At 59.9% G+C, this 13556-nt stretch carries 11 protein-coding genes and 2 tRNA genes; 9 read left to right on the forward strand and 4 right to left on the reverse strand.

Translation table 11 applies throughout. The features are described from left to right. Positions 1-75: 75 nt before the first annotated feature. Positions 76-342 carry a hypothetical protein gene (locus P0D70_RS12150; RefSeq protein ID WP_408184658.1) on the reverse strand — a complete coding sequence of 89 codons (267 nt, stop codon included), beginning with the start codon at positions 340-342 and terminating at the stop codon, positions 76-78. 207 nt (positions 343-549) lie between these two features. On the opposite strand from P0D70_RS12150, the gene tig reads away from it, so the two are divergent. The 8 genes from tig (at position 550) to P0D70_RS12190 (ending at position 9725) form a co-directional block, all read left to right on the forward strand. Beyond that, positions 550-1896 (forward strand): trigger factor, encoded by a 1347-nt coding sequence (tig, locus tag P0D70_RS12155; RefSeq protein ID WP_091794390.1) that lies wholly within the window; start codon positions 550-552, stop codon positions 1894-1896. Positions 1897-2086: 190 nt separating this feature from the next. Then, positions 2087-2740: an ATP-dependent Clp endopeptidase proteolytic subunit ClpP gene (gene clpP / locus P0D70_RS12160; RefSeq protein ID WP_007182010.1), complete on the forward strand. Its 654-nt coding sequence runs from the start codon at positions 2087-2089 to the stop codon at positions 2738-2740. Between the two features lie 183 nt (positions 2741-2923). After that, positions 2924-4195: an ATP-dependent Clp protease ATP-binding subunit ClpX gene (gene clpX, locus P0D70_RS12165; protein WP_007182009.1), complete on the forward strand. Its 1272-nt coding sequence runs from the start codon at positions 2924-2926 to the stop codon at positions 4193-4195. A gap of 203 nt (positions 4196-4398) precedes the next feature. Beyond that, positions 4399-6822 (forward strand): endopeptidase La, encoded by a 2424-nt coding sequence (lon, locus tag P0D70_RS12170; protein ID WP_091794388.1) that lies wholly within the window; start codon positions 4399-4401, stop codon positions 6820-6822. Positions 6823-7162: 340 nt separating this feature from the next. After that, entirely contained in the window at positions 7163-7435 is a 273-nt protein-coding gene (locus P0D70_RS12175) for an HU family DNA-binding protein (RefSeq protein ID WP_091794386.1), read from the forward strand. 66 nt (positions 7436-7501) lie between these two features. Further along, a tRNA-Val gene (locus P0D70_RS12180) sits at positions 7502-7577 on the forward strand. 47 nt (positions 7578-7624) lie between these two features. Then, positions 7625-7701 (forward strand) — tRNA-Asp (locus tag P0D70_RS12185). 86 nt (positions 7702-7787) lie between these two features. Continuing rightward, positions 7788-9725 (forward strand): SurA N-terminal domain-containing protein, encoded by a 1938-nt coding sequence (locus P0D70_RS12190; protein WP_408184659.1) that lies wholly within the window; start codon positions 7788-7790, stop codon positions 9723-9725. A 101-nt stretch (positions 9726-9826) separates the two neighbouring features. On the opposite strand, the gene P0D70_RS12195 is transcribed toward P0D70_RS12190, so the two are convergent. Together P0D70_RS12195 and P0D70_RS12200 are read right to left on the reverse strand one after the other, a co-directional pair. Beyond that, entirely contained in the window at positions 9827-10168 is a 342-nt protein-coding gene (locus tag P0D70_RS12195; protein ID WP_091794382.1) for a hypothetical protein, read from the reverse strand. Between the two features lie 118 nt (positions 10169-10286). Next, positions 10287-10961 carry an arylesterase gene (locus P0D70_RS12200; RefSeq protein WP_408184660.1) on the reverse strand — a complete coding sequence of 225 codons (675 nt, stop codon included), beginning with the start codon at positions 10959-10961 and terminating at the stop codon, positions 10287-10289. Positions 10962-10989: 28 nt separating this feature from the next. On the opposite strand from P0D70_RS12200, the gene P0D70_RS12205 reads away from it, so the two are divergent. Continuing rightward, entirely contained in the window at positions 10990-11676 is a 687-nt protein-coding gene (locus tag P0D70_RS12205) for an ABC transporter ATP-binding protein (RefSeq protein ID WP_408184661.1), read from the forward strand. A 195-nt stretch (positions 11677-11871) separates the two neighbouring features. Here P0D70_RS12205 and pgi read toward each other — a convergent pair whose 3' ends face one another. Beyond that, a complete protein-coding gene (gene pgi, locus P0D70_RS12210; protein WP_408184662.1) occupies positions 11872-13494 on the reverse strand; it encodes a glucose-6-phosphate isomerase in 1623 nt (540 codons plus the stop codon). Positions 13495-13556 lie beyond the last annotated feature (62 nt).

The raw sequence follows: 13556 nt of genomic DNA on the forward strand, positions 1-13556 counted from the left end.
CTGAATGGTTGGAGTCGTTGCGAGGGCGGGTGAAATGACGATGCGGGCGCAGCCCCGAGCGCGTCCATTAGCTTATCAGCATGGGCGCGCTGACTGAATATGTCGAACGGCATAGCGGGCATTGTCGGCGGCGGCGCGCGCAACCGCACGGCGCATCAGTCCGGCGACGCTGAATGATCGATGTGAAGTGGCGCAAAGCGCCCGGCTTGCACGTGAGAGCAGGTGGCGCAGGGGCGGCGGCACGCCGCCGGGGCGCACCGGAACGGGGCAGAAACTGGCATCAAACAGGTCGGAAAGCGGCCGGAAACCGATCAAAATCCCGATAAAAAAGCGCGCATTCATCGAATCCCGGCTAGTCGCGCAAATAGTTTGCTAAAATATTCGGCTCTTTGGACCCAACCGTGCTGCCGGTGGCCTGCTAGCCCGCGGCGCAGGCGCGCAATCGATGCTAAAGACGTGATCGCCACACTGCGCGACACCGCGCAGCATCGAAAAGCGGCACGGAGAAGATAACTGATTCGCTCGAATAATTTTAGGACGATTGAAGCCATGGCTAACGTTGTTGAAAACCTCGGCAAGCTCGAACGCCGCGTCACGATTTCCCTGCCGAAGGACGCCGTGCAGAAGGAAGTGGACTCGCGTATCCGTCAACTCGCGAAGAACGTGCGCATGCCGGGTTTCCGCCCGGGCAAGGTGCCGCTCAAGATGGTGACGCAACAGTATTCGGGCCAGGTGGAAGCCGAAGTGCTGAGCGACAAGGTCGGCAAGGAATTCTTCGACATCAGCCGCGCCGAAAACCTGCGCGTCGCTGGTCAGCCGAGCTTTGCGCCGAAGACCGACGCCACTGAAGGCGACTACGCGTTCGACGCGACATTCGAGGTGTATCCGGAAGTGAAGCTGGGCGACGTCGCCACGGCGGAAATCGAGCGCACCACGACCACCATCAGCGAAGCGGAAATCGACCGCACGCTGGAGATCCTGCGCAAGCAGCGCGTGCACTTCCACGCTCGCGGTGAATCCGGCGAGCACGGTGACGGCGGCGCGGACACGGCGGCCAAAGAAGGCGATCGCGTGACGGTCGACTTCGTCGGCAAGATCGACGGTGAAGTGTTCCAGGGCGGCAGCGCTGAAGACTTCGCGTTCGTGCTGGGCGAAGGCCGCATGCTGCCGGAATTCGAAAAGGCAGCCACTGGCCTGAAGGTCGGCGAAGCGAAGGAATTCGACCTAGCTTTCCCCGAGGACTACCACGGTAAGGAAGTCGCCGGTAAGACCGCGCAATTCACGATCACGATGAAGAAAATCGAGTGGCCGCATCTGCCGGAAATCGACGGTGAATTCGCCAAGTCGCTCGGTATCGAAGACGGCGACCTGACCAAGATGCGCGCTGAGATCAAAGACAATCTCGAACGTGAAGCGAAGCGCCGCACGCAAGCCATCGTCAAGAACCAGGTGATGGACGCGCTGCTGAAGATTTCGGAACTCGACGTACCGAACGCGCTGATCGAGCAGGATCAGGAACGCCTCGTCGCGATGGCGCGTCAGGATCTGGAGCAACGTGGCGTGCCGAACGCCAAAGACGCACCGATTCCGGCTGCCATGTTCAAGGAACAGGCTGAGCGCCGTGTCAAGCTGGGCCTTGTGCTGGCCGAGCTGGTCAAGGCCAATGAACTGCAAGCCAAGCCGGAGCAGATTCGTGCCGAAGTGGACGAATTCGCGAAAAGCTATGAAGACCCGAAGGAAGTCGTCCGCTGGTATTATTCCAACCAGCAACGCCTTGCCGAAATGGAAGCGTACGTCGTTGAAGCCAACGTCGTCGATTTCGTCCTTGGCAAGGCTAAGGTGACGGACAAGGAAGTGAGCTTCGAAGAACTGGCAAGCGCAACGGCGCAAGCGTAAGCGTCGCTGCAACGGCGTGCCGGCTGTCGGAGCGACGGCCCGCACGCCGTTTTTTTGTGCTGCAAAAGTGTGGAGCGTTGTGTGAGGCACAGGCATCCCGCTCGCACGGATTGCGCACTTGAATACGGGGTCGTCGACCACACCTGTCTAGCATGTAATATTCAAAATATTTCAGACAAGGATCCACTGCATGACCTTTCGCGCTCAAATGCTGGACACGTTGACCTCCCAGTCGTCGCGGGATCTCGAAGCGCAGGCGCTCGGTCTGGTGCCGATCGTCGTGGAGACGAGCGGCCGGGGCGAGCGCTCGTATGACATTTATTCGCGTCTGCTGAAGGAACGCATTGTGTTCCTGGTCGGCGAAGTGAACGATCAGACGGCTAATCTCGTGGTTGCGCAGATGCTGTTCCTGGAAAGCGAGAACCCGGACAAGGACATCAGTTTCTACATCAACAGCCCGGGTGGTTCGGTGTCCGCCGGTATGGCGATTTACGATACGATGCAGTTCATCAAGCCGGACGTCTCTACGCTGTGCATGGGTCTCGCGGCTAGTATGGGCGCGTTCCTGCTGGCAGCGGGCGCGAAGGGCAAGCGTTTTGCTCTGCCGAATTCGCGGGTGATGATTCACCAGCCGCTCGGCGGTGCTCGCGGTCAGGCGTCGGATATTGAAATTCAGGCGCGCGAAATCCTGTATTTGAAGGAACGGCTGAATCATCTGCTGGCGCATCACACCGGCCAACCGGTCGAACGTATTGCACGCGACACCGACCGCGACAACTTCATGTCCGGCGACGACGCGCAAGCTTACGGTCTGGTTGACCAGGTGGCGCACAAGCGTCCTTGATCTGGTGCGGTTTTGCCCTGAATTGGGGCGAAACCGTTAGCCGATCGATTGTGAAACAATCAAGACTCGTCCGAGCGCCTGCGGCAAACGCCGTCACCTTGGCTCAGTCCCTGCCGCGCCCAAACTGCGAGGCGGGGGCAAACGGCGTATTATGTAATCGAGTGTCCGGAGGCTCACACATCTATGGCGGACAAGAAAGGTTCTAACAGCGAAAAGCTGTTGTATTGCTCGTTTTGCGGCAAGAGCCAGCATGAAGTCAAAAAGCTGATTGCCGGCCCGTCGGTGTTCATCTGCGATGAATGTATCGACCTGTGCAACGAAATCATCCGCGATGAGGCTGCAGGTGCGGGCATCGAGGCGGGCTTGTCCAAGTCCGATCTGCCGAGTCCGCAGGAAATCCGTGAAATCCTCGACCAGTATGTGATTGGTCAGGAGCGCGCGAAGAAAATTCTCGCTGTGGCGGTGTACAACCACTACAAGCGCCTGAAGCATCTCGACAAGAAGGATGAGATCGAGCTGTCCAAGAGCAACATCCTGCTGATCGGGCCGACCGGTTCCGGCAAGACATTGCTCGCGCAGACGCTCGCGCGCCTTCTGAACGTTCCGTTCGTGATTGCCGACGCAACCACGCTGACGGAAGCCGGCTACGTCGGTGAAGACGTCGAGAACATCATTCAGAAGCTGCTGCAAAACTGCAATTACGAAGTCGACAAGGCCCAACGCGGCATTGTCTACATCGACGAAATCGACAAGATCAGCCGCAAGTCCGACAACCCGTCGATTACCCGCGACGTTTCGGGCGAGGGCGTGCAACAGGCGCTGCTGAAGCTGGTCGAAGGCACGATGGCGTCGGTGCCGCCGCAGGGCGGGCGTAAGCATCCGAATCAGGACTTCATCCAGGTCGACACCACCAATATTCTGTTCATTTGCGGTGGCGCTTTCGACGGCCTCGAAAAAGTCATCGTCGATCGTACCGAGAAGACCGGAATTGGTTTCGGCGCAAGCGTGAAGAGCAAGCAGGACCGCGACGCCGGCGAAGTGCTGCGCGAAGTGGAACCGGAAGATCTGATCAAGTTCGGCCTGATTCCCGAACTGATCGGCCGTCTGCCGGTGGTGGCCACGCTCGGCAAGCTCGACGAAGTCGCGTTGATGAAAATCCTCGTCGAACCGAAGAACGCTCTGGTGAAGCAATACCACAAGCTGTTCAATATGGAACGCGTCGAGCTCGAAATTCGCCCGGCCGCGTTGCAGGCTGTGGCGCGTAAGGCAATTCGTCGCAAGACGGGTGCTCGTGGTCTGCGCTCCATCCTGGAACAGGCGTTGCTTGATGTGATGTACGACCTGCCGCAGATGAAAGGCGTTAGCAAGGTCATCATCGACGACAACGTTATTGACGGCGACGGCAAACCGCTACTGATCTACGAAGACGCGCCCAAGGTCGCGGGTTCGAACTGATCGGCTTTCGGGTTCTTGCAAAAAAAGCCGTTCATGGCAACGTGAACGGCTTTTTTCGTTTATCGTGTGGTCAGGATGGTTGTTTTCACTATGGAGTCACTGAACCTTCGGAGTCACTGAACTTTTCCCACACGCGGAGGCTTGCAATCTTTTCTGCTGGCCTCACCTATCGAACGAACTGATTCCACTCATGGGGAAATGAAATGTCAGGAACCCAACTCCTTCCGCCGGAACGCATTACGCTCCCGCTGCTCCCGCTGCGTGACGTAGTCGTCTTCCCGCACATGGTGATTCCGCTCTTCGTAGGCCGCCCGAAGTCGATCAAGGCTCTCGAAGCAGCGATGGAAGGCGGCAAGCACATCATGCTCGTCGCCCAAAAAACGGCTGCGAAAGATGAGCCGACCGAAAAGGACATGTACGAAGTAGGGTGCGTTGCTAACATCCTGCAAATGCTCAAGCTGCCCGATGGCACCGTCAAGGTGCTGGTCGAAGGCTTGCAGCGCGCGAAAACGCTTTCCATCGAAGAACAGGAAACGCAGTTCTCGTGCGAAGTCATGCCGCTCGAACCCGACCACGCCGACAGCGCTGAAACCGAAGCGCTGCGCCGCGCGATCGTGTCGCAGTTCGACCAGTATGTGAAGCTGAACAAGAAGATCCCGCCGGAGATCCTGACGTCGCTGTCGGGTATCGACGAAGCCGGTCGTCTGGCCGACACGATCGCGGCGCATCTGCCGCTCAAGCTCGACCAGAAGCAGCACATCCTCGAAATGTTCCCGGTCATCGAGCGACTCGAGCATCTGCTCGCGCAACTCGAAGCCGAGATCGACATCCTGCAGGTTGAAAAGCGCATCCGCGGGCGTGTCAAACGCCAGATGGAGAAGAGCCAGCGCGAGTACTACCTGAACGAACAGGTCAAGGCGATCCAGAAGGAACTCGGCGAAGGCGAAGAAGGTGCGGACCTCGAAGAACTCGAGAAGCGCATCACGGCTGCCCGCATGCCGAAGGAAGCCAAGAAGAAGGCCGACGCCGAGCTGAAAAAGCTCAAGCTGATGTCGCCGATGTCGGCTGAAGCGACCGTCGTGCGTAACTACATCGACACGCTGATCGGCCTGCCGTGGCGCAAGAAGAGCAAGGTCAACAACGACCTCTCGAATGCGGAGCGCGTGCTCGACGAAGACCACTTCGGTCTCGAGAAAGTGAAGGAACGCATTCTCGAGTATCTCGCGGTCCAGCAACGTGTCGACAAGGTTAAAGCGCCGATCCTGTGCCTCGTTGGGCCTCCGGGTGTTGGTAAGACGTCGCTGGGTCAGTCGATCGCTCGCGCCACGAACCGCAAGTTCGTGCGTATGGCGCTCGGCGGCGTGCGCGACGAAGCCGAGATTCGCGGCCACCGTCGTACGTACATTGGTTCGATGCCCGGCAAGATTCTGCAAAGCCTGACGAAGGTCGGCGTGCGCAATCCGCTCTTCCTGCTCGACGAAGTCGACAAGATGGGTCAGGATTTCCGCGGCGATCCGTCGTCGGCTCTGCTGGAAGTGCTCGATCCGGAACAGAACCATACGTTCGCCGATCACTACGTTGAAGTGGATTTCGATCTGTCGGACGTGATGTTCGTGGCGACGTCGAACTCGCTGAACATTCCGCCGCCGTTGCTCGACCGGATGGAAGTGATCCGTCTGTCGGGTTATACGGAAGACGAGAAGGTCAGCATCGCGCAACGTTATCTTTTGCCCAAGCAGAAGAAGAACAACGGCCTCAAGGACGGCGAGGTCGATGTGACGGAAACCGCGATCCGCGACATCATTCGTTACTACACGCGTGAAGCGGGCGTACGTTCGCTCGAGCGTGAAATTTCGAAGATCTGCCGCAAGGTCGTGAAGATGCTTCTGCTGAAGAAGGCGGAAGGCGCGGTGAAGGTGGACGGCAGCAACCTCGACACGTTCCTTGGCGTGCGCAAGTACGACTTCGGTCTGGCTGCGAAGGAAAATCAGGTTGGCCAGGTCACGGGTCTTGCGTGGACGGAAGTGGGCGGCGATCTGCTGACCATTGAAGCCGCGGTGATGCCGGGTAAGGGCAATGTGATCCGTACGGGTTCGCTCGGCGACGTGATGAAGGAATCCGTCGAAGCGGCACGCTCGGTGGTCCGTTCGCGCTCGCGTCGTCTCGGCATCAAGGACGAAGCGTTCGAGAAGCAGGACATTCACATCCACGTGCCGGAAGGCGCGACGCCGAAAGACGGTCCGTCTGCCGGTATCGCGATGACGACCGCGCTGGTGTCGGTGTTGACCGGTATTCCGGTGCGTGCCGATGTCGCAATGACGGGCGAAATCACGCTGCGTGGCGAAGTTCTGCCGATCGGTGGCCTGAAGGAAAAACTGCTGGCGGCGCATCGCGGTGGTATCAAGCTGGTGCTGATTCCGGAAGAAAACGTTAAGGATCTGACGGAGATTCCGGACAACGTGAAGAACGCAATCGAAATCGTGCCGGTCCGGTGGATCGACAAGGTGCTCGAACTTGCGCTCGAACGTGTGCCGTCGGCGTTGCCGGATGAAGAGCCGAAACCTGCTGCGCCGGTTGCAGCGGAGCCTGGCAAAGACGCCGCAGCAACTGAAGTCGTGAAGCACTAACGCACTCTGCAACGAAGCTGCTTGCTGGAACAAAACCCGCGGTCACGGCCGCGGGTTTTTTATTGTTCGCTCAATGTCGGCGAGTAGTTTCGTGAGACACGTTTTCCCATCTATTGAGCAAAGCCTTGATGCGTCGGCCGATTGGTTGTTTGCGCATCGAATTGCGGCAACATCCGGTTATAAAAAGCCCGCTTGAAAACCACTCGAATCAGGCTCAACCCCGCTTGACACAAGGGTTTCGGCCAATTCTAATGATTGCGCCCGGCGTTGGCCGCCGGCCGCGTGATATCAGGCGCTATAGAGCGCCGTCACGATCGCCATAACATTCTCGGGGGTTGGGATGAATAAGACGGAATTGATCGATCACATTGCACAGGAAGCCGACATTTCGAAGGCAGCGGCAGGCCGTGCACTCGACGCGGTGATCGGTGGTGTCAAAGGTACGTTGAAGAAGGGCGGTTCGGTCACGCTGGTCGGTTTCGGCACGTTCGCGGTCGGCAAGCGTACCGCGCGCACCGGGCGCAATCCGCGCACCGGCGCCGCCATCAAAATCAAGGCAGCAAAGGTTCCTAAATTTAGGCCTGGCAAAGCTCTGAAGGATGCGCTAAACTAATGGGCTCGCTGCTTGAGGGAAGTCGGTAGACAGAAGTCACGCAGCGGCAGCACTGAATCGTGAAACGGGTGCTTAGCTCAGTTGGTAGAGCGGCGCCCTTACAAGGCGTAGGTCGGGAGTTCGAGCCTCTCAGCACCCACCAGTTTCAGATTCGGCTGAATGTTTCAGCGCAGCGCAGTTGCTGCATAAGGAGTGGTAGTTCAGTCGGTTAGAATACCGGCCTGTCACGCCGGGGGTCGCGGGTTCGAGTCCCGTCCACTCCGCCAGTATCCTCGAAAGGCGAACTCCGGTTCGCCTTTTTTATTGCCCGCTGTTGTAAGATCGGGCGTTCTGTTTTTGGCACTCCTCACGCATGCTCGATTTTTTCCGCAATCACAAACGCCTGATGATGTTTATGCTCATCCTCGTCATTGTGCCGGGGTTGGGTTTTGTGGGTATTCAGGGCTTTCGCGGCTTCTTTGACGAAAGTGCAAACGTCGCGAGCGTCAACGGTCACAAGATCACGCGCGCTGAATACGATAACGCGATGCGTCAGCAACTCGACCGTGCCCGTCAGATGCTCGGCGCTCAGTTCGACATGAAGTCGTTCGACACGCCGGAGCGTCGCAGCGAGATGCTCGACGGCCTGATCGAACAGCGTGTGCTGGCCGATGAAACGCAGCGCCTGCACCTGACCGCATCCGACGACGCTGTGCGTCGCGTGCTGCTCAACGATCCGGTGATCTCGTCGCTGAAGAATCCTGACGGCACGATCGACGTCGACCGCTACAAGCAGCTGCTCGCCATGCAAGGCATGACGCCCGACCAGTACGACGAACGCGTGCGCTACAGCATCGCGACGCAACAGTTGCCGGCCAGCATTCAAGGCAGTGCGTTCACGTCGAAGACGCTCGCGCAGCATCTGACCGAACTCGCGGAACAGCAGCGCGAAGTGCAGGGCATCGCGTTCCATCCGCGCGATTACGCGGCGAAGGTGCAGCCTACCGACGCGCAACTGCAAGCGTATTACGACGCGCATCGCAATGAATTCGCCACGCCGGCCACCGCCACGATCCAGTATCTCGTGATGTCGCCGGCAACGCTCGCCGCTTCCGTGCAGCCGAGCGACGCCGACCTGAAAAAGTTCTACGACGACAACATCGCGCACTACCGTACCGACGGTCAGGTGCGTGCGAGCCACATCCTGATCGCAGCGCCGAAAGACGCGAGCGCGGCCGACAAGGCCAAGGCGAAGCAGAAGGCCGAGGAGTTGCTCGCGCAGATCAAGGCGCATCCGGACCAGTTCGCGCAGATCGCGCAGCAGAATTCGCAGGATCCGGGTTCGGCGTCGAAGGGCGGCGATCTGGGCTACTTCGGCCGCGGCATGATCGCAGGCGGCCAGGCGTTCGACGACGCTGTGTTCGCGCTGAAGAAAGACGAAGTCAGCGGCATCGTGCAGACCGACTTCGGCTATCACATCGTCAAGGTGACGGACGTGAAGCCGGCCGTTACGAAGCCGTTCGACGAAGTGAAAGAACAGATCTCGAAAGACCTGAAGACGCAGTTGGCAAGCAAGGCTTTCAGCGACGATTCAGAAGGCTTCACGTCGATCGTCTACGAAAAGGCGAAGAGCCTCCAGCCGGCTGCCGACAAGTACAAGCTGCAATTGCAAACCGCTACGGTCACGCCGCAGCCGGACCCGAAGCTTGCACCTGACAGCCCGCTGAACAACGCGAAATTCCTCGCCGCGGTGTTCGCGAACGACGCGGTGACGGCGCGCAACAACACGCAGGCCATCGACGTCGGCGGCAATACGTTGATCGCGGCGCGCGTGACTGACTACAAGGCGGCAGCGGTGCCGTCGCTCGAGGCCGTCAAGGACGCCGTGCGTCAAAAGGTGATCGCGGTTCAATCGAATGACGCGGCTCACAAAGACGGCGTGGCCAAACTCGCCGAGTTCGAGAAGTCGAAGGCGACCACGGGATTCTCGTCGTCGCTTAAGGTATCACGCAACGACGCGCAGGGCGTGCCGCCGGCGGCATTGAGTGCAATCTACAAGGCGGACGCGCAAAAATTGCCCGCTTATGTCGGTGTGGATCTGGGTGACGACGGCTATGCGATCTACCGTGTGAACGCGGTGGTAGCCGGCACTACGGTCGATCCGCAGCGTTTGGCCGCCGCACAGCAACAGATCGCGCAGGTCGATGCGCAATCTGAAGCAGAGGCGTATGTCGCAGCCGTGCGCGCGCGTTCCAAGGTGAAGTTCTACGGTTCGCTCGACAGCAGCAATGCGCAAGCAAGCGGCGAGTAACGCCCACGCGTAAGCCCACGCGCGAACGCAAAAAAGCCCCGCTATGGCGGGGCTTTTTCATTTGACGAGTGCAAGCTCGTCAAACGGTTGGCAGCAGCGCGTTACAGGCAGCCGCTGATTGCACTCGTGGCGTCGCTGCCTGCGGCGCCATTGGCGCGGAAGCCGACCCAGGTGCCCTTGCCGGTGTACGAAGGGCGTACGACAGCCGCGGCGCCGTTAGGCGGCTGCTGACCCGGAACATACACGTCCATGGCTTGATCGTTAGCCAGCGTGTCTTGCGACACGACTTGTTGCTGCGAGCTGTCTGCCCATTTTTGCGCGATGCAGGTTGCAACAGCCTTAGGCGGCTGCTGGCTTTGCCCAACGGACTGAACGCCAGCAGGCGGTTGAGCGGCACAGGCGGAAATTGCCACGGTCAAAGCGATTAACGGTAAATATTTCACGTTATCTCCTCAAAAGTCGCTCAAAATCGAGCCGGGCTACACGGGATTACGAAAGTGTCAGATAGAACTTACCGATCCGCGTTCCCGAAGTACTGGAAACAAGTTGTTAGCAGGCTTTTCAGCGCGGCGAACTTGTGCGAAGGAGTGGCTTGACTGCGGGCCACACGTTGTTAAGTAGCACTGGCTGTGCCTGCTGGGTGGGATGAATCTGATCGGCCTGGAACATCTCCGGTTTGTCGGCGATGCCGGCGAGCAGAAACGGCACGAGCGGCACGCGCAGTTGCTTCGACAACTCGCCGTACAGGCCGTGGAACTTTTGCGTGTAGTCGGGGCCGTAATTGGGTGGCACATACATGCCGACCAGTACGACTTTCGCGTGACCTTGCTGAGCCTGCTCGATGATCGTGCGCAGGTTGTCTTCGGTGGTGGAAAGCGGCACGCCGCGCAATGCGTCGTTGGCGCCGAGTTCGACGATCACGATGCTCGGCTTCAGGCGTTGCATGAGCGCGGGTAAGCGAGCGCGTCCGCCGCTCGTGGTGTCGCCGCTGATGCTCGCATTGGCGACGCTATAATTGATTCGCTCGTCGGTGAGGCGCTGGCGCATCAACGCAACCCAGCCAGTGTCGCGGGGCAGGCCGTATTCGGCGGAGATGCTGTCGCCGAGCACGACGATCACCGGCTTGACCGGTTCGGGCGCATTGGCGGCCCGGGCCGCGAAGCTCGCTGAAAACAGGGTGGCGGCCATCACGGTGCAGCCGCAAGCCTTCGTCAGCGCCGTGGCGCGAGACGTCATGGCACGCACTTTCAACCTACGCTTCACCATGCTAAACAAAACTGATCCAGTCATTGAAGTGCGGGGTTTGTGCAAGAAGGTTAAGGATGCAACGGGCGAACTGACGATTCTCGACGACATCGATCTTGCTATCGCTGCCGGCAGCAGTGTGGCGATTGTCGGTGCATCCGGGTCGGGCAAGTCTACGCTGCTCGGCTTGCTCGCAGGATTGGACAGCGCGAGTTCGGGCTCGGTTCGGCTGCTCGGCCGAGAACTCGGCGAGCTGAACGAAGACGAGCGGGCCGCATTGCGTAGCGGCTCCGTCGGTTTCGTGTTCCAGTCGTTTCAACTCATGTCGCATTTAACGGCGCTCGAAAACGTCACCTTGCCGCTGGAACTGCAGGGCGGCATCAGCACCCGCGAAGCTGCGACGCGTGCGCGTGGCTTGCTGGAGCAGGTGGGGCTCGGCAAGCGGACCGGTCACTACCCCAAGCTGCTGTCGGGTGGCGAGCAACAACGTGTGGCGCTCGCGCGTGCGTTCGTCACGCATCCGGCGATCCTGTTCGCCGACGAACCGACCGGCAGTCTCGACGCGGCCACTGGTCACGCGGTGATCGATCTGATGTTCGAAATGAACCGCGCGAACGGCGCGACGTTGATTCTCGTCACGCATGACATCGAACTGGCGCGCCGCTGCGATACGACGGTAACGATCGAGGCGGGGCGTCTCGTGTGAGCGAGCCGTGGGCGCGACGGGCGTCGCTGCCAAAGCAAAAGCGGGCCACAGGGGCCCGCTTTTTCATTGCGGAAGCTACTGTGTCGGCAGGTGAGCGCACTGAACAGCTTCAGCGCAGAGTCGAAACACATTCAGCGCAAATTCATCACCGACTCATCACCGACTAGACGGCGCGATGCGCCGTGCCGCTCACCGTCACTTCTTCAACGCCGCGCGTGCCCGCGCGATCAACGCGGACGTCGACGAGTCATGCTTCTTTTCATCGACGCTCGGCGCGGTCAGATCAGCCTCGACCACCTTGCCGAGGATCTTGCCCAACTCGACGCCCCATTGATCGAACGGGTTGATATCCCACACGGAGGCTTGCACCAGCACCTTGTGCTCGTACAACGCGATCAATGCGCCGAGCGAACGTGCGGTGAGCGCATCGACCAGCAGCGTGCTGGTCGGGCGGTTACCCGGAAACACAAGGTGCGGCGCCAGCTCCGGCTTGTCCGCGCCGGCCACTTTCTTCGCTTCCTCGAGCGTGCGGCCGAGCATCAACGCTTCACTCTGCGCAAAGCAATTGGCGAGCAGCTTCGGATGATGGCTGACGAGCGGATGCTCTGGCGTCAACACGGCGATGAAATCGATCGGCACGATCGTCGGACCCTGGTGCAGCATCTGGAAGAAAGCATGCTGACCGTTCGTGCCCGGTTCGCCCCACGTCACCGCGGCGGTCGGATAGTCGACCATCGCGCCGTCGAGGCGCGCGGACTTGCCGTTGCTCTCCATTTCGAGCTGTTGCAGATACGAGGGCAGGAAATGCAGTGCTTCCGAATACGGCGCGACCAGGTAGCTTTGCGAGCCGAAGAAGTTGCGATACCAGATGCCGATCATGCCGAGCAGCACCGGCAGATTTTTTTCGAGCGGCGCGTCGCGGAAATGCTGGTCCATCTCGTTGGCGCCCGCGAGCAGTTCGCCGAACTGCTGCGGTCCGATCGCGATCATGATCGACAGCCCCACCGCCGACCACAACGAATAGCGCCCGCCGACCCAGTCCCACATCTCGAACACGTTCTCTTTCGCGATGCCGAACTTGACCACCTCCGTGGGATTGGCCGACACGCCGACGAAGTGTTTCGCCAGCGCGCTTTCCGGGCAGCCTTTCTCGACGAACCAGTCGCGCAGCGAGCGCGCGTTGGTCATGGTTTCGAGCGTGGTGAAGGTCTTGGAGACGATGATCGCGAGCGTTTCTTCCGGATCGATCTGCTGCATCACGTTGTACAGATCGGCGCCGTCGACGTTCGACACGAAGTGCGTGGTGATCTCCGGTGTGGCCAGATGATGCAGCGCGTGCACGACCATCTTCGGCCCGAGGTCCGAGCCGCCGATGCCGATGTTCACCACGTAGCGAATCCGCTTGCCGGTATAGCCCTTCCACTCCCCGCTGCGCACCTGCTCGGCGAACGCGGCCATCTTGGCGCGCTCGGCCTGAATCTGGTCGTAGAACGGCGCTTTCGGATCCGTGGCGCGCAGTGCCGTGTGCAGCGCGGCGCGGCCTTCCGTCGGGTTGACGACTTCACCCGCGAACATGGCGTCGCGGCGTTTTTCGACGCCGGCTTCGCGCGCGAGTTGCACGAGCAGTTTCAGCGTCTCGTCGGTGATGCGGTTCTTCGAGAAATCGGCCGCGAGACCGCCGCCCGCGAACGCAAAGCGCTCGGCACGGGTAGGAGCGGGATCGTTCTCGGGGGCGAACCAGTCGCGCAGGTGCGCATCGCGAATCTTCTCGTAATGCGTTTGCAGCGAGGACCAGGAGGGGAGCGAGTTCTGGGTCATAGCGTCCGTCTAACCAAGGGGCACGAAGAAAGGCGCGCGCGTGAAGCGCTGCCGAGGATGAT

Source organism: Paraburkholderia sp. RL17-381-BIF-C, from assembly GCF_046026435.1.
Classification (GTDB): Bacteria; Pseudomonadota; Gammaproteobacteria; order Burkholderiales; family Burkholderiaceae; genus Paraburkholderia.

What these genes read in the sequence shown, in the direction of transcription:
- lon (WP_091794388.1), top strand. Translation starts at nt 4,399, where the DNA reads ATGTCAGGAACCCAACTCCTTCCGCCGGAACGCATTACGCTCCCGCTG.
- tig (WP_091794390.1), top strand. Translation starts at nt 550, where the DNA reads ATGGCTAACGTTGTTGAAAACCTCGGCAAGCTCGAACGCCGCGTCACG.
- P0D70_RS12200 (WP_408184660.1), bottom strand. Translation starts at nt 10,961, where the DNA reads ATGACGTCTCGCGCCACGGCGCTGACGAAGGCTTGCGGCTGCACCGTG.
- clpX (WP_007182009.1), top strand. Translation starts at nt 2,924, where the DNA reads ATGGCGGACAAGAAAGGTTCTAACAGCGAAAAGCTGTTGTATTGCTCG.
- P0D70_RS12175 (WP_091794386.1), top strand. Translation starts at nt 7,163, where the DNA reads ATGAATAAGACGGAATTGATCGATCACATTGCACAGGAAGCCGACATT.
- clpP (WP_007182010.1), top strand. Translation starts at nt 2,087, where the DNA reads ATGACCTTTCGCGCTCAAATGCTGGACACGTTGACCTCCCAGTCGTCG.
- P0D70_RS12190 (WP_408184659.1), top strand. Translation starts at nt 7,788, where the DNA reads ATGCTCGATTTTTTCCGCAATCACAAACGCCTGATGATGTTTATGCTC.
- P0D70_RS12150 (WP_408184658.1), bottom strand. Translation starts at nt 342, where the DNA reads ATGAATGCGCGCTTTTTTATCGGGATTTTGATCGGTTTCCGGCCGCTT.
- P0D70_RS12205 (WP_408184661.1), top strand. Translation starts at nt 10,990, where the DNA reads ATGCTAAACAAAACTGATCCAGTCATTGAAGTGCGGGGTTTGTGCAAG.
- pgi (WP_408184662.1), bottom strand. Translation starts at nt 13,494, where the DNA reads ATGACCCAGAACTCGCTCCCCTCCTGGTCCTCGCTGCAAACGCATTAC.